Source organism: Microlunatus sp. YIM B11417 (assembly GCF_059617205.1).
On record NZ_JCAMPJ010000002.1, the window covers coordinates 376,684 to 398,660 of the forward strand.

The following is a 21,977-nucleotide window of genomic DNA, read 5'->3' on the forward strand; positions in this document are numbered from 1 at the left end:
TCGGCCTCTTGCGACCACCACCTCGCCGTGATAACTCTGTGGAGGGAGGCCTTCAGGTTGCTCCGAAGGCGCTCTCCCCATCAGCGGACCCGGACAGCGGGTCCCGTCGAGAGGGAGAGCAGTCATGGATCGAGCAACGTACGTCAACGAACTGCACGGCCGGTACGCCGTGCCAGAACCCGTGATCATCAGCGTGGTCGGACGGGCCACGGGCGGAAGGGCCGCCGGCACCGAGCGGCTGGTCCGGGGCGACGAGTACGAGGTGCACCGGGTTCACCTGACCGATGGCACGGTCGTCTATCTCCGCGCCGCCTGGCCGTCGGCCGAGCCGCGGAAGGTCGAGCAGGAAGCGTGGGCGATGGGACAGGCCCGGGCCGGCGGGGTGCCGGTGCCCGAGGTTCTCGGGCTGGAACGTCTCGAGACGCCCGACGGGGTACGGACGGCGATGGTGTTGCGGGAGGCGCCGGGCCGGCAACTCCGGTCCGTGCTGCCGACCCTGTCGCCCGAACGGCGGAAGCTGGCACTGACCGAGCTCGGTCGCACGCTCCGCATCCTGCACGAGGTCGCGATGCCGGGCACCGGCCGGCCCGATGATCATGGTCGGTGGACGGACCCGGAAGCGGACCGCCGCCGCTACCTCGCCGCCGTCACGGACGACACCCGGCACCTGGTCACGGCCGGGCTGTCCGCAACGGAGGTCGACCGGGTCCTGGGGATCGTGCACAGCGACATCGTGCCGATCGAGGACCCGCCGGTGCTGTGTCACGGCGATCTCTCCGCCGAGCACGTGTTCGTCGATCCCGAGCTGCGGGTGGTCGGCCTGATCGACTGGGGGATGTGGAACGCGAGTTCGGCCGAAGCCGACCTCACGCTGGTCGGGATCCTGTTTCCGGAGCCGGACCTGACCGCCGTCCTGGCCGGGCACGGTCTCAGCGACGACACCGAGTTCCGGCACCGGCTCTGCTGGCACACGATCACCCAGGCGACCGGCCAGGTGCGGTGGCTGGTCGTCAGCGATCAGCGCGGCGAACTGGCCCGGCCCGTCGCGGTGATCAGGGAAGCCCTGGCCATGATCAGCGGCCGATCGTGATCACCCTCGCCCAGACCGCCTTGTGGGCCGGTGTGTTCGGAGTCCACTCGGCACCGCGATCACCGAAGGCGAGCAGCCGGTTCCGGCCGATCGGCAGCTGGGTGCCGTTGCCGGAGTTCAGGTAGTCCACCATCACCGGTGCCGACCATGATCGGCCGTTGCCGTCGGTCGAGGCGAGCATCGCCTGGCCCGGCCGGCCGACGTAGAGGGCCAGCGTCTGGTTGTCGAGCAAGATCAGATCCGGGAAGACGCTGGCCACCGGCAGTCGGTCCGGCCCGGCCAGGATCGGCTCGGGCGTGCTCCAGCTGGCTCCGTCGTCGGTGGACCGGGCCTGATACAGCGGCTGGTAGCTGCCGGTACGCATGACCGCGAGCAGCGAACCGTCCTTGGTGCGGGCGATCGCGGCCTCGCAGAGGCACTCGTAGTTCTGCCGGTCCGGCAGATCGGCGGCCACGGTCCCGCGGACGGTCCAGTTCTCGCCGCCGTCGGTCGAGGCCAGGATGATCTGCCGGAACTTCTTGTCGGTGGCGTAGAAGCCGTAGCCGGACTGGTAGAGGGTGCCGTCCTCGTCCTCGATCACCCGGTGCACCAGGACGAACCCGCCGAGCGGATGGCCGGGCCTGCTGGTCGCGTCGGAGATCGGCTTCATCGCCTGCGGCGCGGTCATCCGGCCGGCCCGGTGGGTCCAGGTCCGGCCGCCGTCCTCGGAGACGGCGGTCGGCACCTCGGCCTGCGTCTTGCCGGGCTGGTCGATCATGAACGTGTGGTACGAGACGGCGAGCAGATCGCCGTTGCGCAGCCGGCTGAGATAGAAGGACTGCTCGTCGGGGAAGGGATTCCGGTCGTCGGCGTTGGTCCAGGTGCGGCCCTGATCGAGCGAGGAGGCCAGCGCGGTGCCGGTGTCGTGGGCGGTGTCGCCGTGCACCGGATAGGAGACCAGCACCTCCTCGGTGCCGTCCGGCCTGGGCACGCTGACCGCCGTGTTCGGCATCTGCATCAGGCCCTCGCCGGTCTCGTCGATGATCATCGGCCGGCCGACCTTGATCAACGGCTGCGGAGGCTTCGGCGCAGCTCCGGCACCGTCGGCCACCGTCACGTCGTCGACGAAGATCACGTCACCGGCCGGTTTCGTACCGGCGCTGGCGAACTGATAGCCGGTCACGCTCGCCACCGGGCTGACTCCCACGGGCCCGGCCGCGCCGACGTAGGTCCGGAGACCGGCCCGCTCGCCGACGAAGACTCGTGCCTCGGGGTGCCCGGACGGCACCTCGATGATCACGCTGCTCCAGGCGCCGGTCGGGACGGTCCCCGCGGCGCCGAACTGGGTCCAGCCGAGGCCGTCGTACCAGGACAATCCGCCGTCCGGCCGGACCATCACCTGAAACACCGGTACGCCTACGGCGGGCTTGCCGGCGAAGGTGCCGAGCAGCGAGACGAGGAAGCCGTTGGGCAGCGTCTCGGGCCGGACGGCGAACCGCAGCTTCTGGCCGTCCCCGCCGGCGCCGGGACAGACGATCACCGTCTGTGCGTCGGTCGTCGCGTCGGTCAGCGCCAGCGACTGCCGGCCGCTGTGGGCCTCGGCGTCGGTCACCGCGGCCGGAGCACGCCCGGCCGGGGTCGAACAGTCGGCCGGGATCGAGCCGACCGCGTCGGACTCGAAGTCGCGCACCGTCGGCCCGGCCTGGGCGGGCAGTGCGGTGAGCAGGGCTGCGGTGAGGCTGAGGCCGATGATCAGCGAAGGAAGTCGAAGCCGGGCTGGACGGGTCATCTGATCTCCTCGGACGTCCAGAGGGGTGCCTCGACCAGCCCACCCGGAACCGCATTCCATGTCAAGATCGCCCAGGGTGTCCCGGTGGACCAGTGCGGGGCGGCGATCCTCGACCGACGCCCGATGGCTCGGGGCACCGGCGGCCGACGGCGGTCGCCCGGTAGGTTCGCGCCATGGGTGAGCCGTCGGAGATCCGGGTGCTGGTGACCGGTGCGTCCGGGTTCGTCGGCTCGCGGCTGGCCCGGGCCCTGGCCGAGCAGCAGTACGGGGTTCGCGCCATGACCCGCCGACCGGAGGTCTACGGCGGAGCGGGCGAGCCGGTGGCCGGTGACGTGTTCGACGCCGACAGCCTTGCGCCGGCCCTGGCCGGAGTCTCGGCGGCCTACTACCTGGTCCACTCGCTGGCCTCGGACGACTTCGTGGCCAAGGAGGCCGAGGCCGCCATCGCCTTCGGCGAGGCCGCGGCCGAGGCCGGTGTCCGGCAGCTGATCTATCTCGGCGGGCTCGGCGCCGACGGAGACGACCTGTCCGATCATCTGCGGTCCCGGCGCGCGGTGGAGCGACAGCTCGGCGCAGCCGGCGTACCGGTGACGACGCTGCGGGCGGCGATCGTGATCGGCCACGAGAGCATCTCCTGGGAACTGACCCGGCAACTGGCCCAGCGGCTGCCGGCGATGATCACGCCCGCCTGGGTGTCCACGCGGACCCAGCCGATCGCCGAGTCCGACCTGATCCGCTACCTGGTCGGAGTGCTGGACCGGGCCGAGGCGTACGGCGAGACGTTCGAGATCGGCGGACCGGACGTGCTCAGCTACGGCGACATGCTGCGCCGGGTGGCGCGGATCCTGGACGGCCGGCCGCTGCCGATGCTGCCGGTACCGCTGCTCACGCCGCGGCTGTCATCGGCCTGGCTGCGGCTGATCACCGACGTCGACCCGGTCACGGCGGGCAACCTGATCGACTCGATGGCGAACGAGGTCGTCGTCCGGGACGACCGGATCCGGCGCTTGATCACCGGCGACCCGCTCGGGTACGACGACGCGGTCCGGGCCGCCCTGGCCGACTGCCGACGGGCCGGCGAGTGCTGGTGACCGGCCGCCCCGGAGCGGTCCGCCGGCCGCTGTTCCTCCGCCGTCCCGCCCTGGCTCAGCTCGCGGTCCTCGCCGTGCTCGCCGGCGGTACCGCGCTGTTGCACCTGTCCTTCGCCAGCCCGCCGGGCAGCACCCGCTTCTACGGGCTGAGCCTGGCGCTCGCCGCGGTCTGGGTGGTCGGTGGCCTGCTGGTCCCGGTCGAGCTCTGGCCCGCGCCGCGCCGTCGCGGGGCGCGAACCTTCCTGGCCCCGATCCTGGTCGGCCTGCTGCTGGCCGTGATCTTCGTCCTCGGAGCGCTGGTGGTCGACCGGCTGCCGGTGCTCGGCGACGCGTTGTCCGGAGTCTTCGGCTACGCCGACCGCGGTCTGCTGCCGTTGGTGCTGGCCATCACCGTGATCAACGCGATCGCGGAGGAACTCTTCTTCCGCGGCGCCCTGTGGCGGCTGACCCGGCCCGATCACCGCTACGCCGTCACCACCGTGCTCTATGTCGTGGCGACGATCGGCACCGGCCAGCCGTTGCTGATCTTCGCTGCCGTCGTCCTGGCCCTGGTGACCGGCCGGTTGCGCCAGGTCACCGGTGGCGTGCTCGCCCCGATCCTCGCGCACGTGGCCTGGTCGGTGACCATGCTGCTCGCCGTACCACCGCTGACGTCCTGATCGGCGCGCTGACGTGGCACCGTGTTCCGAGCAGCGGTGGCAGGCGACCTCGAGGCGATCATGCGGCTGTACGGGCAGCTGAACCCGGACGATCCGGTGATCGAGGACGGCAGCGACCGGGCGGTGTTCGAGCGGATCCTCGCCGATCCAGGCCTGCAGCTGTCCGTGCTGGAGCAGGCCGGCGAGATCGTGGCGACCACGTACCTCAACGTCATTCCGAACCTGAGCCGGGCCGCGTCGCCGTACGCGATCATCGAGAACGTCGTCGTCGAGGAGACGCTCCGCGGCCGCGGCCTGGGCAAGCTGATCATGGATCACACGCTCCAGGAGGCCTGGCGGCGCGGCTGCTACAAGGTGATGCTGCTGACCGGGTCGAAGCGGGCCTCGACACACGCCTTCTACCGGTCCTGCGGTTTCACACCGGACGTGAAGACCGGGTACGTGGCTCGCCGGCTGCTGCCCCACGAGAGCAGCCGGGCGGTCAATCGGCCGGACCCAGACGCAGCCGGCGCGGCGACTGACCGGTGACGGCGCGGCAGGCCTTGTTGAACGCCTGCAGGTCGGGGAAGCCGACGGCGGACGCGATCGCCGTGATCGACATCGTGCTGCTGGCCAGCAGCCGGCGGGCGTGGTCGATCCGGCGTCGCCGGATGTAGCCGACCACGGACTGGTCCACCTCGGCCGAGAACAACCGGGTCAGGTGGTTGGCCGAGATGCCGGCCGCGGCGGCGACCTGCGGCACGGTGAGGGTCTCGGTCAGCCGCGACTCGATGTAGGCCATCGCGGTCACCACGTGATCATGGGCCGGCGTGGTGGCCCGGCGCGGGGCGGGCCGGTCGGCCAGTCGGAGCAGCACGCCCCAGATGTCGGCCCGGGTCCGTTCCGGCCGGAACGCGGCCGCGGCGACGGCGGACTCCATCAGGTCGGTGATCACCGGCAGCTCGGCCCCCGGAGACATGATCAACTGCAGCCGGCCGCGAGCGGGCGTACCCGAGCCGGCCTTGAGATGCGCATACAGGTGGGTCGACGGGCCCAGGTAGCGGTAGCGGATCGCCGCGGCCGGCGGGACCAGCGACACCGTGCCCGGCGCCACCTGGTGCGTGACCCCGTCGACCTGGAGCTCGGCGTGGTAGCCGTACAGGTGCAGCGACCACAGCCGGGGCAACTGGAACCGGTCCTCCAGGCTGCGGACGCCGTGCGTGCTGCGGCCCTGCGCCCAGACCTCGGGCGGCTCGGAGAGATCCAGTTCCACTGCCGGAACCGTGGCGGTGACCATGCAGGAATTCAACCAGTAGACGCCGCATCCGTACCACGACAGTCGGGCTCGGTGCGCCTAGCGTTGACGGTACGACTCGCCATCTGTCGTACCAAAATCACGACCCCCGCCCCAGGAAGGACTGTGCCGTGAGCGCACTGGTCGATCGAAAACACCTACTCTCCTCGGTGGAAATGGCCCACTTCGTCTCCCACGGCTCCGTGGCTCTGGAAGCCGTGGTGCCGGACGCCATGAACGCCCGCGCGATCGAGGTCCTCGATGCCGGCATCCCCGGCTACCCGTACGGGACGCCGCTCGACGTGGCCTTCCCGGTCGGCACGTTCGTCCGGGAGCTGCTCGATCTGCCCGCCGTCGCCGGCGCCGTGCAGAGCCTGGTCGGGCCCAGCCCGAACATCGATCACCACGCGGTGCACGTCCGGCCGCCGCGCGGCGGCGAGGCCCAGAACATGCATGGCGATGCGATCCTGGACACCCGGGTCGACGCGTTCGACGTGCAGCTCATGTACTACCCGAAGGACGTCACGCTGGAGCAGGGCGGCACGCTCAGCGTGCCCGGCACCCACCTGCGCAAGATCAACCAGACCGGCATCGGCCGCTACCAGAACCTGGCCGGCCAGACCCGGCTGACCTGCCCGGCCGGGACCGTCGTGTTCCTGCACCACGGCATCTGGCACGGCGGTCGCCGCAACGACTCCGACGTGCCGCGCTACATGTTCAAGATCAGGTTCAACCCGACGGTCCGCCAGCTCCGGCTGTGGAACACCGACGACATCGACGACCCGCAGGTGCTCAAGGAACTGACCGCGACCTTCGGCTGGAGCTCGGCCAACGAGGGCCGGCTGGAGCTGGTCAACCGGGCCAAGCTGTGGCGGGTCCTGACCGGTGATCACGAGTTCGACATCGACTACTACCTGACCCGGGAGCAGCTGCGGCCGCAGTTCGTCGCACCCGGCGCCAGCGATGTCCGACTCGGCTCCAACCGGTCCGCCGGTGGCTGGCACTTCTGATCAAGGAACGAGGAGAACTCATGACCACGACCACCATCGAAGAAGCGTTCGCCGCCAAGCCGGCCCAGCCGAATCTGCGGCAGCAGGTGCTGATCCTCTATCTCGGCACCTCGGCGCTGGACTCCAACGTGATCGCCTGGACCCGCTATGACGGCACCGGCCGGTCCCGGCCCACCATGGGCGACAGCGACGAGCCGCCGTACAAGACCGGGCTGGACGCCCTGATCGACGGCTGGCGACTGCTCCAGCTGTCCCAGCTGCAGTCGCACCCGACGGGCCACGAGTACGACGTCGCCTACCTGCCGTACGAGTTCGTGTTCGAACGGATCGTCGACATCACGGCCTGAACGTCAACGATCCCCGAGCCTGTCGAAGGGCAAGCGCGGTCAGCCCTTCGACAGGCTCAGGGCACGTGGTGGAGCTCCACCGGGAGCCGGCCCGTCGCGGGTCGGCTCCCGAGCAGGACGTCGGCCACGGCCTGCAGCGTCGCCGGGATCGCCGAGTAGCCGGTGATCAAGGTCGTGTCCGGCGGCAGCACCCTCAGGTCGTACGGATCCCGCGCCGACACCACGACCAGGTGGGAGTTGGCGGCTGCGACCGCGCGGGCGAGCTCCTGCTGCCGTTCGTCGCGCCAGGCCGAGGACGTGAGCAGCACGACCCGGTCCGTGGCGGCCGCCCGGGCCACCGCGTCCTTGATCATCACGTCGTCCGGCTCGGCTCCGGTGATCAACTCCTCGACCGGGGCGGATCGGCCCGCGCGCAGTGCTTCGGCCAGCAGCGGCACCGCCGTCTCGCCCCAGCCGGTGACCAGCAGGCTCCCGTCGCCGAGCGGCAGCCCGCCGGAGTCGCGGACGACCGTGATCGCCGACCGGGCGACCCGGGCCGCGGTGCCGCGATGATCTTCCGAGCCGATCACCGAGCGTTCCGGCAGCTCCGGGTCGGCGCCGAGGGCGTACCCGCGACGCAGCTTGAGGGCCAGGATCCGCCGCACGCTCTCCGCGATCCGCTGCTCGCCGATCCGGCCCTCCCGGACCGCCTGCACCAAGGCGTCCCGCGCCACCACCGGCTGCGGTGGATCGAGCAGCTGGTCGATCCCGGCCTCGATCGCCCGGACCGCGACCTCCCCGTCCGGATAGCGGGTCCGGACGCCCTGCATGTCCAGCGCGTCGGTCGTGATCACTCCGGTGAAGCCCAGCTCCTCGCGGAGCAGCCCGGTGATCACCGCGCGGCTCAGGGTCGCCGGGTCGCCGCTCGGATCGAACACCGGGCAGGACAGGTGCGCCGACATGATCAGATCGACGCCGGCGGCGATCGCGGCCCGGAACGGCGGCGCGTCGACCCGGCGCCAGGTCTCGTGATCATGAGTGATCACCGGCAGGTCGTGGTGCGAGTCGACCGCGGTGTCACCGTGACCCGGGAAGTGCTTCACCGACGCGGAGATCCCGGCGTCGTCCTGCAGCCCGCGGATCGACGCGACCACGTGATCGGCGACCCGGGCCGGATCGGACCCGAACGACCGGACTCCGATCACCGGATTGGCCGGGTTGACGTTGATGTCGGCGTCCGGCGCGTAGTCGGCGTTGATGCCGACGGACCGCAGCTCTCGCCCGGTGACCCGATAGCTGGCTCGGCTCAACGCGGGATCGCCGGTCGCACCGAGCGCCATCGCCCCCGGGAACTGGGTCACCGGCTCGCGCAGCCGTACCACGATCCCGTTCTCCTGGTCGGTGGCGATCATCAGTCCGACACCCGGACCATGATCATCAAGGGCCGCCTGCTGCAGCCCGGCACTGAGCGCGGCGGTCCGCTCCGGATGATCGACATTGTGTGACCAGGCGAAATAGATCACCCCGCCCGGCTGCAGTGATCTGATCACCTCGGCCGGCGTGTCCACCCCGAACCGCTCCCGGTTCTCCGGTGCCGCGGCATCCACCGCCGCCCCGGTCACGTACGGCACCAACAGCTGCCCGACCTGCTGCTCCAGGCTCAGCCGCCCCAATTGCTCGTCCACCCAGTCGCTCACCGCTCGACCCTATGTGCCGGTCCGGCCGACCTGAAAGGGTGACGTTCATGATGACGACGACGCGCAGCATCGTCTACCGCGAGCCGGGGCGGTTCGCGGGATGGCCGGCCAACTACGGGTTGTGGGGCTGGGACGAGGAGGTGGTGTCGATCTTCGTGACCGGTTGGGTCGGGCCGGACACCGGCCTGCACCCGCGGGACAGGGCGCGCCCGTTCGTGCCGGTGGTCGCGCGCAGCCTGGACGGCGGCCGGAGCTGGCGCCACGAGCCGTTCACCGGCGTCGTCCCGGGCGGTGTGCAGACCCTGTCCGGGGACGAGCATGTCGACGAAGAGTTGCAGATCGGGCCGCGGTTGGACGAGGGCGAGTTCGGCACGCCCGAGCCGGTGGACTTCACCGACCCGGAGACGATCGTGCTGGTCGGGCGGACCGGCATCGTCGACGGGGCCCGGTCCTGGTTCTACGTCAGCCGGGACCGGGCCAGGTCCTGGTCCGGCCCGCACCCGCTCGGGACGTTCGGGCAGCGCGCGGTCGCGGCGCGCACCGACATCGTGCCGCTCGGGCCCGGCGAGGCGCTGTTCCAGCTGACCACGGGCAAGGAGGACGGCAGCGAGGGACGGATCCTCTCCGTGTGGACCGGCGACGGCGGCCGGACGTTCGAGCCGCGCGGCTGGGTCGGCGACGAGCCGGAGGGCTGGGCGATCATGCCGTCCTCGCTGCGGCTGGACGACGGCACGATCCTCTGCGCGCGACGCTGCGCGGGAGCGGGGGAGCGGACGACGAAGCCGCACTGGATCGACCTCTACGCCAGCGACGACCAGGGCCGCAACTGGCGACTGGTCGGCACGCCGGTCCCGGAGGCCGGGGCCGGGGGCAACCCGCCGGCGCTGGTCCGGCTGACCGACGGTCGTCTGGTGCTGGTGTACGGGAGCCGGGCCGAACCGTACGGGCTGCGGGCCATGATCAGCACCGACCGGGGCGCCAGCTGGACCGCGACCGTGATCACCGACGACACGGCGGTCCGGGACCTGGGTTATCCGCGGGCCGTCCCGATGGGGGACGGCAGCGTGCTGGCCGTCTTCTACAGCAACGACGCCGAGCGGTCGGAGCGCTTCATCGAGGCCGTACGGTGGGTGCCGTGACGAGCCCCGCACCCTTGATCATCTCCGCCGTACCGACGCCGTTCGACGACGATCTCCGGATCGACCGGGACGCGTTCGTCGAGCTGCTGACGCGCCTTCCGGATGATCATGCCGATGTCCTCGTCGCCGGCACCACGGGTGAGTTCCCGGCGCTGGACCGGCAGGAGCGCGACCTGCTGACGGAGCTCGCCGTCGGCGTGCTCGGGCCGGACCGGGTGGTCGCGCACGTCGGCGCCGCATCGCTGTACGAGTCGCTGCTGCTGGCCGAGCACGCGGCCGCGGCCGGGGTGCGCCGGGTCGCGCTGCTGACCCCGTACTACCTTCCGGCGGACGGGCCGCAGGTCGTGGAGCACGCCCAGGCCTTCACGGCGGCGCAGCCCGAGCTCGCCGTCTTCCCGTACCTGTTCCCGGAGCGGACCGGGGTCGAGGTCGACGCGGCGACGTTCCGGGCGCTGATGGAGCCGCCGAACGTCGCCGGGGCCAAGCTGTCCGGCCGCGCCAACGACGACTTCGCGACCTTCGTCACGCTGACCCGCCCGGACCAGGCGCTCTACACCGGCGACGACTCCCGGCTGCCCGTGATCCGGGCCGAGGGCGGTGCCGGCGTGGTGTCGGGATGCTTCGCCGTCCTGCCGGACCTGATGCTGAGCCACCGCGACGACCGGGCCGGGATCCGGCGTCTCGTCGGGTTGATCGGGCCGTCCATCGCACGGCAGAAGTTGGCGCTGCGGCTGCTGACGGACCGGCCGTGGCGGTCGCGGATGTCGATGCCCGGCCTTGCCCCGGACCTGATCGCCGAGATCGCGGCCCTGGTCGAGGACGCGCGCCGGCCGGCTCCCGCGTGAGAGCGGGAGATGTTCGCAGTGTGACCGCCGCCGGTCCGCGGCCGGATCCCCACTAGAGTGTGGCCTGGTCCGGCGTGGAATGGGCCGGCCGTGTCGGGGGAGTCGTGAACGGACGTGGGGAGGCGGCGTGGGCCGCGTAGTGCAGAAGTACGGCGGATCGTCGGTGGCCGATGCCGAGAGCATCAAACGGGTCGCCAAGCGCGTCGTCGCGACGAAGCAACAGGGCCACGACGTCGTGGTCGTCATCTCGGCCATGGGCGACACCACCGACGAGTTGATGGACCTCGCGCTCCAGGTCTCGCCGCTGCCGCCGCCGCGGGAGCTGGACATGCTGCTCACCGCCGGCGAGCGGATGAGCGCGGCGTTGCTGGCGATGGCGATCGCCGACCTCGGCCTGCACGCCCGGTCGCTGACCGGCTCCCAGGCCGGCATCATCACGACCGGGACGCACGGCAACGCCCGGATCATCGACATCACCCCCGGCCGGATCGTCTCCGCGGTGGACGCGGGTGACATCGTCATCGTGGCCGGCTTCCAGGGCGTCGCGCAGGACACGAAGGACATCACGACGCTCGGCCGGGGCGCGTCCGACACCACCGCCGTCGCGCTGGCCGCCGCGCTGAACGCCGATCACTGCGAGATCTACACCGACGTCGACGGGATCTTCACCGCCGACCCGAGGATCGTGCCGAGCGCGCGCCGGATCCCCAAGATCAGCTACGAGGAGATGCTGGAGATGGCCGCCTGCGGCGCCAAGATCCTGCACCTGCGCTGTGTCGAATACGCCCGACGGGAGAACGTGGCCGTGCATGTACGATCGTCGTTTTCGGACAAGGACGGCACCTGGGTCACCGAGGCAGAGAAGGGAACTGCCATGGAACAAGCGATCATCTCCGGAGTCGCGCACGATCGCGGCGAGGCCAAGATCACCGTGGTCGGCGTCCCGGATCGCGTCGGCGAGGCCGCCCGGATCTTCGAGGCGGTTGCCGCCACGGAGATCAACATCGACATGATCGTGCAGAACGTGTCGGCGGTGGACACCGGTCGCACCGACATCTCCTTCACGCTGCCGAAGACCGACGGCACAGCCGCGAAGGCCGCGCTCGAGGCGCTGCGCGAGACCGTGGGCTTCGAGCAGATCCTGTACGACGACCAGATCGGCAAGGTGTCGGTGGTCGGGGTCGGCATGCGCTCCCATCCCGGCGTGACCGCGAAGTTCTTCGCGTCCCTCGCCGACGCCGGCGTCAACATCGAGATGATCTCCACCTCGGAGATCCGGATCTCGGTGGTCGTCGATCAGGACGACGTCGACCGGGCCGTGGTCGCCGCCCACACCGCGTTCGACCTGGACTCCGAGAACGAGGCGGTCGTCTACGCCGGCACCGGCCGCTGATGCTGGAGATGCTCCCGTACCTCGCGGGGCAGTTGCTGTTCGCGTTCCCGATGCTCCTCGGGCTCGTCCTGATCGGGGTACGGGCGCGCGGGTCGGCCCGGGTGCTCGGGCTGATCGGTTGCGTGATCATGCTGTTCGGGCACATTCTCAGCTCCGTCTGGAGCATGGCACTGCCCTGGGCGATGCGCGAGTTCGATCTCCCGACCAGCGCGCTCGGCATCCCGTCGGCCATCCTCGGCCTGGTGTCCGCGGTCGGCCTGGTGCTGGTGATCTGCGCCGTCGTCGCCGGCCGGTCCGGCGGCGCCCCGGCCGCCGGTCAGCGCCCGCCGGCGCCCGCGCCCGGTCAGTACGGGCAGCCGAATCCGTACCCGCAGAACTACGGGCAGCAGGGCCCGACCGGCTGACCTTGCCCGGTCAGCTCGGGCAGCTCTTGGTCTTGGCCAGCGTGTCCATCGCTGAGGCGTACTTCTCCAGGTTCGGCGGCGCGGCTCGCCAGGTGTCCAGCCAGACCTCCTGCGCGTTGTGCACGTGCCCGGCGGCCGACTTCCGCATGTCGGCGAGGTGATCGGCCCAGTCGCCCATGGCGAGATCGGCTCCGGTCAGCGCGACCCGTACCTTCTCCAGCCGGGCCCGGCACAGCTTCAGCTGCTCGGCCTGCTGGGACGTCGCGGCCTCCACCGGTTTGCAGGCGTCGGCCACCGCCTTGTGACCGGACCGTGCGGTCTCGTACTTCGCCACGTCGGACGGGCCGGGCAGCTTGGTCCGCTTCCAGATCGCCTTGGTCTCCGCCTCGGTGTTGCGGCCCAGCGTCAGATCGGTCTGCGCCTGCACGTGCTGGCGCCAGTGATCGACGCCCTGGCCGGCGGACTGCAGCACCGACTCGCTCTGCGCCACCTCGCGGCGGCAGTCCGCGATCGCCTTGGTGACCGCCTCCTGCTCACCGGTCGAGCCGCTCGCGTTCTCGGACGGGGCTCGCTTCGGCTCCGGTTCGTCCGACGCCGGGGCCGACGAGGACGGCGGTACGGCGGCGCCCGAGCCGGCGGCGTTCGGCGGCAGCCCGGTGGGGTTCTGCTGGGCCGACCAGATCAGGACGCCGGCCGCCGCGGCGGCGATCACGACGACCGGAACCGTACAGAGAATGGCCACGCGTCGCATCAGCGGCGATGGTGCTGGTGAGTCTGCTGCTCTTCGCGGCCGAACCATGGGACGGTCCCCTCCCGAGTTGCCGCTGCGAAGAGGACGAAGACGATCATGGACTCGTTGCGCACCAGAGGTGCACCGGACCGATCGAATCGGTCCGCGGGAAGAATGCTGCGACGCTCCCCCGAACGACCACGATACGCATCGTGTTACGCAGCGATGTTCATGATCATGCTAAGGAGCGTGACTCAGGGAATCCGCAGCAGCGCGTTAACTCGGACAACGCTGCCTCAGGAGTTCATCAAGATCCAATCTTCGAGACCGCGTCCCCTTGACCCCTTTCGCCGCACTGTGGAAATGGACTAGCGCGGGCAGCTCTTGGTCTTGGCCAGGGCGTCCATCGCCGAGGAGTACTTGTCCAGGTTCTCCGGAGCCTTGCGCCAGCTCTCCAGCCAGGAGTCCTCGTAGTCGTGCAGGTCGTCCGGGTCGGCGTCCTTCAGTTCGTCGAGCTGACGCTGCCAGTCCTTCATCGCCAAGTCGGCGTTGGTCAGGGCCGATGTCACCTTGGACAGCCGCGCCTTGCACATCTTCAGTTGCTCGGCCTGGTCGTCCTCGGCACCCTTCACCGGGCGGCAGGCGTTGCCGTCGGCCTTCCGGCCCGACCTCGCGGTCTGGTACTTGGCGACGTCGGAGGCACCGGCCTGCCTGGTCCGCTTCCAGATCTTCTCGGCGTCGTCCTCGTCGGTGCGACCGAGGGAGAGGTCGGTCTGGGCCTGGACGTGTTCGCGCCAGTGCCCGACTCCGTCACCGGCCGCCGCGAGTACGGACTCCGCCACGGCCACCTCCCGGCGGCAGATCGTGATCGCCTCGCCCACCGACTGCTGGCCGGTCGGTCCGCTGCCGTCCGCCGGGGTCTCCTCGGGCGCTCCTCCGGCCGGCTTGGCCAGTGGGATCGCCGGGGTGCCGGGGCCGCCTTGGTTGAGTGTCGACCACACCAGGACGCCGGCCGCACCCATGACCAGGAGCAGAACCGGGACCGTGAACCAGATGATCAGGCGTCGCAGCCGTGATCTTGGCGGAGCGTCCATTGCTCTCCGCGGCTGAACCATACGGTGGTCCCCTCCCCGAGTCGGCCGGCGACCGCAGCGATTTCGGCCCATCGTAGGAAGGGCGTCTCAGCCGTTCCTCAGCGCCGGATCAAACCGGGCGGGCCAAGCTCAGGAGTTGATCAAGGCCGAATCCGTGGACCGCGTCGTGCTTGACCTCGGGCAGGTCCGTACTCGTGCGTTCAGCGCGGGCAGCTCTTGGTCTTGGCCAGGGTGTCCATCGCGTCGGAGTACTTGTTCAGGTTGGTCGGCGCCTTGCGCCACGCATCACGCCAGACTCCGTCCGGATCCTGGCTGGGGCTGACGCTGGCCGGCGTCGACCCGAGGTGGATCTCCCAGTCCTTCAGGGTGAGATCGGCGGCGGACAGCGCGGGGCCGACCTTGCCGACCCGGGCGCGGCAGATCTTCAGCTGTTCCGTCTCGGCCTCGGTGGCTCCCTTGACCGGCGAGCAGGCGCCGTTGTCGGCGCGGTAGGCGGACTTCGCCGTCTGGTACTTGGCGATGTCGGAGGGCCCCGCGCTTCCGGTCCGATTCCAGATGTCCTTGGCTTCCTTCTCGGAGATCCGGCCGAGCGACAGGTCGGTCTGGGCCTGGACGCGCTCCCGCCAGTTCCGTACCCCGTCGTCGGCGGCGCTGAGCACCGACTCCGCGAGCGCGACCTCGCGCCGGCAGTCCGAGATGGCCTGCTTGATCTTCGCCGTGTCGCTGGGGCTGCTCGACGGCGGCCCGGCCGGGTTGACCGTCCGGGTGGTGGCCTGCTGCTGGTACAGATACAGGCCGGCGAACACCGCGGCGATCGTGACCGCCGGTACGGTGATCAAGATGACCAGCCGTCGTGCCCACGGCGACGACGGCTGCATGTCAATAAGGGCTCTGCGCGGCCGAACCATGTGGTCCCCTCCCGAGTTGCCGCCTGATGGCATGCATTCAGTTGTGAATGCCCGAGCTCCGGGAGCGAACGTGATCGTCACCCGCAGCGGGCTCGACCATCCTGGTTTCAGGGCGCCGGAGGGTTCCGGCTCCCGATACCTCGGGTGATATTACAGTACGCATTCCGCCTCGTCCGTAACGTTTTGCGGACGTGGACGCGGTCGGGCGTGGGCGAGCACGCGGAACAGATTCCCGACCGGGTCCCTCGACCGTAGCCGCGGCCACCGACGGCACCGGCGACTCTGGCGCGTTCGGGATCGGGGCTCTACGGTCGTCAGCATGTCGCCGTCCGAACGAGCCGAACGCCTCGGTGCCGAGGCCGGTCGGCTGCTCGCGCGGCTCGACCTCGGCTCCGTCTTCGGCTGGCCGCCGCAGGTCATCGGCAGTGTCCGGTCCGGGTTGCTGGCCGTGCGCGATCTCGACGTCATGTTCGACGCCCCGGACGCCACCGCCCCGATGATCCTGTCCGGACTCGAGACGCTGGCCGAGCGGGTCATGATCATCGAGGCGGACTTCCGGGACGAGCGCGGTGACCGGCGGCCCACGGCCAAGATCACGGACGAGCGGTTCTACCTGGTGCTGAAACTCGGCGGCGGGTGGAAGGTGGACCTGACCTTCTGGCTGCACGTGGTGGATCGTCCGCATGTGGGGGACGCGCTTCGACTGCGCGAGCTTCCCGGGTCCGTACGGGAGACGATCCTTCGGTTGAAGACCGAGTGTCCGGACTATCCGGACCGGATCGGCGGGTCCGAGATCTATCGGGCCGTGCTCGAGCGCGGCGTCCGTACCGTCGAGGAACTGAAGGGATGATCATGGATCGGCTGGAGAGCTGGGACGACGTCCGGACGTTCCTCGCGCGGTTGCCCGGCGCGGAGTTCCACCCGGCGGGCGGGCACTTCCCGCGCGGCGTGATCAAGGTGCGCGGAAAGGTGATCGCCTATCCCGCCGGCGGTGACCGGGGGTCGCCGCCGGACGCGGTCGAGGGCGAGGAGTTCGTCTTCGTGAAGACCGGGCCGGACGAGAAGGCGGCGCTGCTGGCGCAGGACCCGGTGACCTTCTTCGTCACCCCGCACTACGCGGGCTCGCCCGGCGTGATCGTACGGTTGCGGACCGCGGACCAGGCCGAGCTTCGCGAACTGCTGGTCGACGCCTGGCGTCTGATCGCGCCCGCGACCCTGGTTCGCGAGTACGAGGGCTAAGCGGAGAAGTCGAGGCCGCGCTCCCGGATCGCCTCCGCCAGCAAGGCGATCGCCTTCGGCCCGACGCCGTGCAGGGCCGCCAGTCTGGTTCTGCCCAGGGCCGCCACCTGCTCCAGGGTGGTGATGCCTTCGTTCAGCAGGGCGCTGTTGGCCGGCCGGCCGATCCGTGGCAGGTCGCCGATCTGGGCCGGTACGTCGCGCGTGCTCACCCGGTTCAGGGTAGTCGCTGGTCCCCGGAAATTCCGTGTCGTCGGGGAACGGTGCGCGGTAGCGTCGCGATCATGCTGATCCGACCGTGCCGCGCGGATGATCTTGAAGCGCTCGAGCAGGCGGAGCCGACCGGCCGGAACCGGTTCCACCGGGTGAAGCTGGAACGCCAGGAGCGCGGCGAAGGCACGTACTTGATCGCCTGCGATGGCGATCTGCCGCTGGGACACGGGGAAGTGCGCTGGACCGGCTGCGCGGCCGCGGAAGTGCGCTCGGCGTACCCGGAATGTCCCGAGATCAACGGGCTGCTCGTGTATCGGCTGCGCGGCCGCGGCATCGGCACCGCGTTGATCACCGCCGCCGAGGACCTCGCCCGGAACCGCGGCCACACCATGATCGGCCTCGGCGCGGGCGACGACGATCCCCGGCCGAGGGCGTTGTACGAACGGCTGGGCTATCGACCCGTCCTGGACTACCTCGACGTGTGGCCGTACCTGGACGACGCCGGCGTGACCACGCTGATCAAGGACCCGTGCACGTTCCTGGTGAAGGAGTTGTCGTCGTGATCGCGCGGTTCGGTTCGGACCGGCCGGAGTGCCTGATCGTCACCGGCATGCCCGCCGCTGGCAAGTCGACCGTCACCCGCCTGATCGCCCAGGAGCTGGACCGGTCCGCTCGGCTGGACGGCGACGACGTGGTCCGATTCATCGTCAGCGGGGGAGTGTGGGCCCTCGGCGAGCCGGCCGACGAAGCCGCCCGCCAGGTCGACCTGTGCAACCGGAACCTCTGCACGCTGGCCCGGAACTTCGTGACCGCTGGCTTCACGACCGTGATCGACTGGGTGATCCCGGACCGTCGGCAACTCGACCAGTTCCGCGAACTCCTCGATCCGCTGCCGACCTCCTTCGTCGTCCTGGCGCCGGGAAGCGAGGCGTGCCGAGAACGGAACCGGTACCGCGATCCGCAGCAGCGCTGGGAGTTCACCGGCTACGAGGCGATGGACGCCTCGATGCGCCGGGAACTCGGCGATCAAGGTTGGTGGCTCGACTCCGCCGACCTGACCGCCGAGGCGACCGCGAGCATGATCATCAACGAAGCATCGTGCCGGGCTCGCCTCAACGGTGATCACCATCACCCTTGATCACACCGCGCGAAGCCCGGTCGGCAAGCTTGGCCACGTTGCGCTCCGCCACGTCCTCCAGGCTGATGCCGAGCCTGGTGCAGAGCTCCGACACGTACCAGAGAACGTCGCCCAACTCGAGGGTCAACGCCGCCCGGTCCTCGTCCGTGATCACACCCTGCCGATCCCGGAAGATCTTCTTGATCTTCCCCGCGACCTCCCCGGCCTCGTTGACCAGGCCCAGGGTCGGGTAGACGACCGGATGATCGGTCGCGATCGGCGCCCCGGTCCGGGCGGCGGCCTGCTGATAGCTGCTGAAGTCGAACGTCACCGGGTCAGTCTGCCCGCTGGTCGCGGGGCGGGTGCGCCAACCACTTCAGGCAACGGTTCGCGAAGCCGCGGTAGGCGGCACGGACCGGCCGCAGGGCAACCACGATTCCGCCAGCGGTCTGCCCTGAGCAAAGGCCGCTTCTGCGGGACTCGTCGGGCCTGCAAGGGTTCGGCTGTCAGCCCGCCGGATGATCAACGGACGAGAGTGGAACCATGCACCTGTCGGTAGGAACATTCAATGTCTGGCGGACCGGTGAGCCCTGGCGCTACGCCGCCGAGCGGGGCACCGTCCGTGGCGCCGTGCCGGGAACGGCCGCCGTCACGATGCGTCCCGAGGCAGGCGTGTGGAGCCGAAGGCTGCCCTTGATCATGGACGCGTTGCGGCAGCCGAACCTCGATCTGATCGGTTTGCAGGAAGTCTCCGATGAAGGCCGGGGCGGAGAACCGGTCGTGGAGGCGCTCGCCGAACGGCTGGGCCTGAACTCCGCGAGCCGGCCTGATGGCCAACTCGCCGTGCTGACCCCGCACGACATCAGGTCGTCGACGGTGGTTCCGCTACCTGCCGGGACGGCCCGGGACGAGGCGGACAGCGGTTACGGCTCAGCCGGCATCCTGCATGCGGTAGTGGCGACACCCGGCGGTGACACGAACCTGGTGGTGACCCACTGGTCGCCTCGATCGGCTGCAGCTCGCAGTGCCGCGGCGGAGGCTCTGGTGGCTTACCTCGCTGCTCTGCCGGACCTGCGGTTGGCCGTCGTCGGCGACCTGAACACGGTTGCTCCAGAGAAGCCGGAGCTGTCCCTCCTCACCCAGGGCGTGCGTCCCCTGGCTGACGCCTGGGCTGCGGTTCACCCGGACCACCCCGGATTCACGATGCCAAGCCATGACCCGGTCGTGCGATTGGACTATGTGTTCCTGAGCCGAGATCTCAGACCGGTGTACGCACGGCGGATCGGTGACCTCGCCGACCCGGACGGGTTCTATCCGTCGGACCATCTGGGTGTCGTTGCGACGGCCGCTACCGCCGGGTGACGCCGAGCCCGAGAAGCGCGATCAGCGTGCGGCGATCGCCGTCGCCGGGCGAGTGGCACAGATCCGACGCGGAACGCGTCCCGATCACGATTTTCGGCCTTGAGAAGGCGTTGTGTGGCAGATCTGTGTCACTTGCCGCAGCGCCGATGTTACGTTCGCGACCGTGCCCCATTCCTGGGAGAACAGCGCGCAGGCGTACGCAGGTTCGTTCGCTCGACTGTGCGCCGGCGCGGTGGACGAAATCATGGACCGTCTCGGACCCGGTCGTTCGGCTCGCCTCCTGGACATCGGGACCGGACCAGGCACCGTCGCCGCGGCGGCCAGCGTTGCAGGCCACAGCGTGGTCGGGCTGGACAGCGACGAGTCGATGATCGCGTTAGCGCGCCGTCATCACCCAGCGCTCGCGTTCGCCCGGGCCACGATCCAGCACCTGCCCTTCGCCGACCAGACCTTCGAGGCGATCACAGCGAACTTCGTGATCAACCACGTCCCGGATCCCCGCGGCGCCGCAGCCGAGCTGCATCGGGTTCTCCGTACCGGCGGCCGACTGGTCGCCACGATCTGGCCGTCTCGGACACTGCCGCTCAATCAGTTCTGGTCCGAGGTCATGGCTCAGGCTGAGACGGCACCGCCGACCGGTCAGCGACTGCCGCCCGAGCACGACTTCGGTCGAACGGAAGAAGGCCTCAGGGCGCTCCTGGTCGAGGCCGAGTTCGACCGGATCGACGTCCAGGAACTGGAATGGACCTTCGAGATCAGCCCGGCAGACCTTTGGACCGCCGTCGAAGGCGGTATCGCCGGTATCGGACAGACGTACGATGCTCAAGATCATGCGGGCCGGGCGCGGATGCGTTCGGCGTACGACAAGATCACGAGCGAGCGCGCCCGGAGCGACACCCTGTCGTTCCCGACGACCGCCTTGATCGCCACCACAGAAGGTTCCAGGTAAGCGATCGGCCCCCTGACCTTGCGGTCAGAGGGCCGATCCCATGGGTCGGGGTGACAGGATTTGAACCTGCGACTTCTTCGTCCCGAACGAAGCGCGCTACCAAGCTGCGCCACACCCCGGTGAAACCTCGGAGAGTCTAGCCCATCCGAGGCGAAGTTCTCACATCGGTATCACTCCGCGTCTCGCGGGACCAGGGTGAGCAGGGTTGCTTCGGGTGGGCAGGCGAACCGGATCGGGGCGTACGGGGAGGTTCCGAGGCCCGCGGAGACGTGCAGGTGGGCGCTGCGATCGCCGATCCGATGGGTGGACAGCCCCTTCACCCGGGCGGCGTCGATGTCGCAGTTGGTGACCAGCGCGCCGTAGAAGGGCACGCAGACCTGGCCGCCGTGGGTGTGGCCGGCGACGATCAGGTCGTGGCCGTCGGCGGTCATGGCGTCCAGCAGCCGAAGGTACGGGGCGTGGGTGACCGCGATCGCGACGTCGACCTCGTTGCGGTCGATCGGGCCGGCGACCTCGGCGTAGCGGTCGGCGCCCAGGTGGGCGTCGTCGGTGCCGCGGAAGCCGATCCGTACCCCGTGGATCTCGATCGTGGCCCGGGTGTGGGTGAGGTCCAGCCAGCCGGACTGTTTGAAGGCCCGGCCCAGGTCCTGCCAGGGCAGCGTGTTCTCGCTGGGCTTGGCGGTGCGCTTCGGCTGGGTCAGGTAGCGCAGCGGGTTCTTGAAGGTCGGGCGGAAGTAGTCGTTGGAGCCCCAGACGTACACACCGGGCAGGTCCAGCAGCCGGCCGAGCGCGCGGACGGTGGGCTCGACGGCGTCGACGTGGGCCAGGTTGTCACCGGTGTCGATCACCAGGTCGGGCTCGAGGCCGGCCAGCCGGTTCACCCACTCCTGCTTCTTGCGCTGGCCCGGCGTCAGGTGCAGGTCGGAGAGGTGCAGGATCCGGATCGGTACGGCGTCCGGCGGCAGCACCGGGACCTCGAACCGGCGCAATCGGAACGAACGCACCTCGTACCCGGCCGCATAGGCCAGGCAGCCGGCGCCGACGGCCCCGACCCCGAGCACCGTGCCGGCGGCGATCTTGGCAACGCGTCCTGCAGACATGGCGCAAGGCTACAAGCCCTTCGACAGGCTCAGGGCACGTCGGGCGAGCGGCTCTGGGCGCATGGTCTTCGACAGCCCGAGGCGGGTGGGCAAGGATGGAGCCATGGCTGAACTGAAGGAACGACTGCACGCTGACATGGTGGCCTCGCTGAAGGCCCGCGACAGCGTACGCACCTCGACGCTGCGGATGGTGCTCACGGCGATCACGGAGGCGGAGGTGGCCGGTACGGCCGCCAAGGAGCTCACCGCCGAGCAGGAGCTCGACGTCGTCATCAAGGAGGCCAAGAAGCGGCGCGAGTCCGAGGAGGCGTACGCCGACGCCGGCCGCACCGACCTGGCCGAGAAGGAGCGGGCCGAGGCCGCCGTGCTGGCCGACTACCTGCCGCAGCAGCTGGGTGAGGCGGAGATCGCCGAACTGGTCCGGCAGGCGATCGCCGAGACCGGCGCCGCGGAGCTGGGCCCGCGCGGCATCGGCAAGGTGATGGGTGTGCTGACCCCGCGGACCAAGGGCAAGGCCGACGGCGGCGCGGTGGCCGCCGAGGTGAAGCGCCAGCTCGGCTGAGCCGAGAGTCC

Annotated in this window: 26 protein-coding genes and 1 tRNA gene; 17 read left to right on the forward strand and 10 right to left on the reverse strand. The window is 70.1% G+C overall.

Annotated features, from left to right (window positions below; genetic code table 11):
- Window positions 1–124 precede the first annotated feature (124 nt).
- Complete coding sequence (locus AC6CCG_RS11990) at window positions 125–1,090, forward strand: phosphotransferase family protein (RefSeq protein WP_496654766.1); 966 nt, start codon at window positions 125–127, stop codon at window positions 1,088–1,090.
- Here the strand turns inward: AC6CCG_RS11990 and AC6CCG_RS11995 are convergent.
- Complete coding sequence (locus tag AC6CCG_RS11995; RefSeq protein ID WP_496654767.1) at window positions 1,074–2,858, reverse strand: sialidase family protein; 1,785 nt, start codon at window positions 2,856–2,858, stop codon at window positions 1,074–1,076. The genes AC6CCG_RS11990 and AC6CCG_RS11995 overlap by 17 nt on opposite strands.
- 173 nt (window positions 2,859–3,031) lie before the next feature.
- Between AC6CCG_RS11995 and AC6CCG_RS12000 the strand changes: the two genes are divergently transcribed.
- From AC6CCG_RS12000 to AC6CCG_RS12010, 3 genes are read left to right on the forward strand one after another with little or no spacing between them, the layout of a single operon-like run.
- Window positions 3,032–3,949, forward strand: a complete 918-nt coding sequence (locus AC6CCG_RS12000) for an NAD(P)H-binding protein (RefSeq protein ID WP_496654768.1) — start codon at window positions 3,032–3,034, stop codon at window positions 3,947–3,949.
- A complete protein-coding gene (locus tag AC6CCG_RS12005) occupies window positions 3,946–4,608 on the forward strand; it encodes a CPBP family intramembrane glutamic endopeptidase (RefSeq protein WP_496654769.1) in 663 nt (220 codons plus the stop codon). Before AC6CCG_RS12000 ends, AC6CCG_RS12005 begins: the two co-directional genes overlap by 4 nt.
- A gap of 36 nt (window positions 4,609–4,644) precedes the next feature.
- Entirely contained in the window at window positions 4,645–5,136 is a 492-nt protein-coding gene (locus AC6CCG_RS12010; protein ID WP_496654770.1) for a GNAT family N-acetyltransferase, read from the forward strand.
- Here the strand turns inward: AC6CCG_RS12010 and AC6CCG_RS12015 are convergent.
- The gene (locus tag AC6CCG_RS12015) at window positions 5,090–5,884 is read right to left on the reverse strand and encodes a helix-turn-helix domain-containing protein (protein ID WP_496654771.1); all 795 of its coding nucleotides are present in this window, start codon (window positions 5,882–5,884) and stop codon (window positions 5,090–5,092) included. The genes AC6CCG_RS12010 and AC6CCG_RS12015 overlap by 47 nt on opposite strands.
- A gap of 128 nt (window positions 5,885–6,012) precedes the next feature.
- On the opposite strand from AC6CCG_RS12015, the gene AC6CCG_RS12020 reads away from it, so the two are divergent.
- The gene (locus tag AC6CCG_RS12020; protein WP_496654772.1) at window positions 6,013–6,891 is read left to right on the forward strand and encodes a phytanoyl-CoA dioxygenase family protein; all 879 of its coding nucleotides are present in this window, start codon (window positions 6,013–6,015) and stop codon (window positions 6,889–6,891) included.
- A 20-nt stretch (window positions 6,892–6,911) separates the two neighbouring features.
- A complete protein-coding gene (locus AC6CCG_RS12025) occupies window positions 6,912–7,238 on the forward strand; it encodes a hypothetical protein (RefSeq protein WP_496654773.1) in 327 nt (108 codons plus the stop codon).
- Between the two features lie 56 nt (window positions 7,239–7,294).
- Here AC6CCG_RS12025 and AC6CCG_RS12030 read toward each other — a convergent pair whose 3' ends face one another.
- Window positions 7,295–8,914: a glycoside hydrolase family 3 protein gene (locus AC6CCG_RS12030; protein WP_496654774.1), complete on the reverse strand. Its 1,620-nt coding sequence runs from the start codon at window positions 8,912–8,914 to the stop codon at window positions 7,295–7,297.
- A gap of 47 nt (window positions 8,915–8,961) precedes the next feature.
- Between AC6CCG_RS12030 and AC6CCG_RS12035 the strand changes: the two genes are divergently transcribed.
- The 4 genes from AC6CCG_RS12035 to AC6CCG_RS12050 all read left to right on the forward strand — a co-directional run bounded on the left by AC6CCG_RS12035 (window position 8,962) and on the right by AC6CCG_RS12050 (window position 12,695).
- On the forward strand, window positions 8,962–10,053 hold the full coding sequence (locus AC6CCG_RS12035; RefSeq protein WP_496654775.1) for an exo-alpha-sialidase: 1,092 nt from the start codon (window positions 8,962–8,964) through the stop codon (window positions 10,051–10,053).
- A complete protein-coding gene (locus AC6CCG_RS12040; protein ID WP_496654776.1) occupies window positions 10,050–10,898 on the forward strand; it encodes a dihydrodipicolinate synthase family protein in 849 nt (282 codons plus the stop codon). The genes AC6CCG_RS12035 and AC6CCG_RS12040 overlap by 4 nt, the downstream gene beginning before the upstream one ends.
- A gap of 127 nt (window positions 10,899–11,025) precedes the next feature.
- Entirely contained in the window at window positions 11,026–12,291 is a 1,266-nt protein-coding gene (locus AC6CCG_RS12045) for an aspartate kinase (RefSeq protein WP_496654777.1), read from the forward strand.
- Entirely contained in the window at window positions 12,291–12,695 is a 405-nt protein-coding gene (locus AC6CCG_RS12050; RefSeq protein ID WP_496654778.1) for a hypothetical protein, read from the forward strand. Before AC6CCG_RS12045 ends, AC6CCG_RS12050 begins: the two co-directional genes overlap by 1 nt.
- 10 nt (window positions 12,696–12,705) lie before the next feature.
- On the opposite strand, the gene AC6CCG_RS12055 is transcribed toward AC6CCG_RS12050, so the two are convergent.
- The 3 genes from AC6CCG_RS12055 to AC6CCG_RS12065 all read right to left on the reverse strand — a co-directional run bounded on the left by AC6CCG_RS12055 (window position 12,706) and on the right by AC6CCG_RS12065 (window position 15,397).
- Window positions 12,706–13,446: a hypothetical protein gene (locus tag AC6CCG_RS12055; protein ID WP_496654779.1), complete on the reverse strand. Its 741-nt coding sequence runs from the start codon at window positions 13,444–13,446 to the stop codon at window positions 12,706–12,708.
- A gap of 347 nt (window positions 13,447–13,793) precedes the next feature.
- Entirely contained in the window at window positions 13,794–14,519 is a 726-nt protein-coding gene (locus AC6CCG_RS12060; RefSeq protein ID WP_496654780.1) for a hypothetical protein, read from the reverse strand.
- 200 nt (window positions 14,520–14,719) lie between these two features.
- Window positions 14,720–15,397 carry a hypothetical protein gene (locus AC6CCG_RS12065; RefSeq protein WP_496654781.1) on the reverse strand — a complete coding sequence of 226 codons (678 nt, stop codon included), beginning with the start codon at window positions 15,395–15,397 and terminating at the stop codon, window positions 14,720–14,722.
- Window positions 15,398–15,746: 349 nt separating this feature from the next.
- On the opposite strand from AC6CCG_RS12065, the gene AC6CCG_RS12070 reads away from it, so the two are divergent.
- Window positions 15,747–16,277 (forward strand): hypothetical protein, encoded by a 531-nt coding sequence (locus AC6CCG_RS12070; RefSeq protein ID WP_496654782.1) that lies wholly within the window; start codon window positions 15,747–15,749, stop codon window positions 16,275–16,277.
- Complete coding sequence (locus tag AC6CCG_RS12075; protein WP_496654783.1) at window positions 16,274–16,666, forward strand: MmcQ/YjbR family DNA-binding protein; 393 nt, start codon at window positions 16,274–16,276, stop codon at window positions 16,664–16,666. Before AC6CCG_RS12070 ends, AC6CCG_RS12075 begins: the two co-directional genes overlap by 4 nt.
- Here AC6CCG_RS12075 and AC6CCG_RS12080 read toward each other — a convergent pair.
- Window positions 16,663–16,875: a helix-hairpin-helix domain-containing protein gene (locus AC6CCG_RS12080; protein WP_496654784.1), complete on the reverse strand. Its 213-nt coding sequence runs from the start codon at window positions 16,873–16,875 to the stop codon at window positions 16,663–16,665. The genes AC6CCG_RS12075 and AC6CCG_RS12080 overlap by 4 nt on opposite strands.
- A gap of 72 nt (window positions 16,876–16,947) precedes the next feature.
- On the opposite strand from AC6CCG_RS12080, the gene AC6CCG_RS12085 reads away from it, so the two are divergent.
- Entirely contained in the window at window positions 16,948–17,439 is a 492-nt protein-coding gene (locus AC6CCG_RS12085) for a GNAT family N-acetyltransferase (RefSeq protein WP_496654785.1), read from the forward strand.
- Complete coding sequence (locus tag AC6CCG_RS12090; RefSeq protein ID WP_496654786.1) at window positions 17,436–18,014, forward strand: P-loop nucleotide/nucleoside kinase family protein; 579 nt, start codon at window positions 17,436–17,438, stop codon at window positions 18,012–18,014. Before AC6CCG_RS12085 ends, AC6CCG_RS12090 begins: the two co-directional genes overlap by 4 nt.
- Here the strand turns inward: AC6CCG_RS12090 and AC6CCG_RS12095 are convergent.
- The gene (locus AC6CCG_RS12095; protein WP_496654787.1) at window positions 17,989–18,324 is read right to left on the reverse strand and encodes a nucleoside triphosphate pyrophosphohydrolase family protein; all 336 of its coding nucleotides are present in this window, start codon (window positions 18,322–18,324) and stop codon (window positions 17,989–17,991) included. The two genes, AC6CCG_RS12090 and AC6CCG_RS12095, sit on opposite strands and share 26 nt — an antisense overlap.
- A 212-nt stretch (window positions 18,325–18,536) precedes the next feature.
- On the opposite strand from AC6CCG_RS12095, the gene AC6CCG_RS12100 reads away from it, so the two are divergent.
- Together AC6CCG_RS12100 and AC6CCG_RS12105 are read left to right on the forward strand one after the other, a co-directional pair.
- Window positions 18,537–19,355 (forward strand): endonuclease/exonuclease/phosphatase family protein, encoded by an 819-nt coding sequence (locus AC6CCG_RS12100; RefSeq protein ID WP_496654788.1) that lies wholly within the window; start codon window positions 18,537–18,539, stop codon window positions 19,353–19,355.
- Between the two features lie 163 nt (window positions 19,356–19,518).
- Window positions 19,519–20,304, forward strand: a complete 786-nt coding sequence (locus AC6CCG_RS12105; RefSeq protein ID WP_496654789.1) for a class I SAM-dependent methyltransferase — start codon at window positions 19,519–19,521, stop codon at window positions 20,302–20,304.
- Window positions 20,305–20,349: 45 nt separating this feature from the next.
- On the opposite strand, the gene AC6CCG_RS12110 is transcribed toward AC6CCG_RS12105, so the two are convergent.
- Window positions 20,350–20,423: transfer RNA gene (locus AC6CCG_RS12110), tRNA-Pro, on the reverse strand.
- A gap of 51 nt (window positions 20,424–20,474) precedes the next feature.
- Window positions 20,475–21,404 carry a metallophosphoesterase gene (locus tag AC6CCG_RS12115; RefSeq protein WP_496654790.1) on the reverse strand — a complete coding sequence of 310 codons (930 nt, stop codon included), beginning with the start codon at window positions 21,402–21,404 and terminating at the stop codon, window positions 20,475–20,477.
- Window positions 21,405–21,507: 103 nt separating this feature from the next.
- On the opposite strand from AC6CCG_RS12115, the gene AC6CCG_RS12120 reads away from it, so the two are divergent.
- Complete coding sequence (locus tag AC6CCG_RS12120; RefSeq protein WP_496654791.1) at window positions 21,508–21,966, forward strand: GatB/YqeY domain-containing protein; 459 nt, start codon at window positions 21,508–21,510, stop codon at window positions 21,964–21,966.
- The last annotated feature ends 11 nt before the right edge of the window (window positions 21,967–21,977 follow it).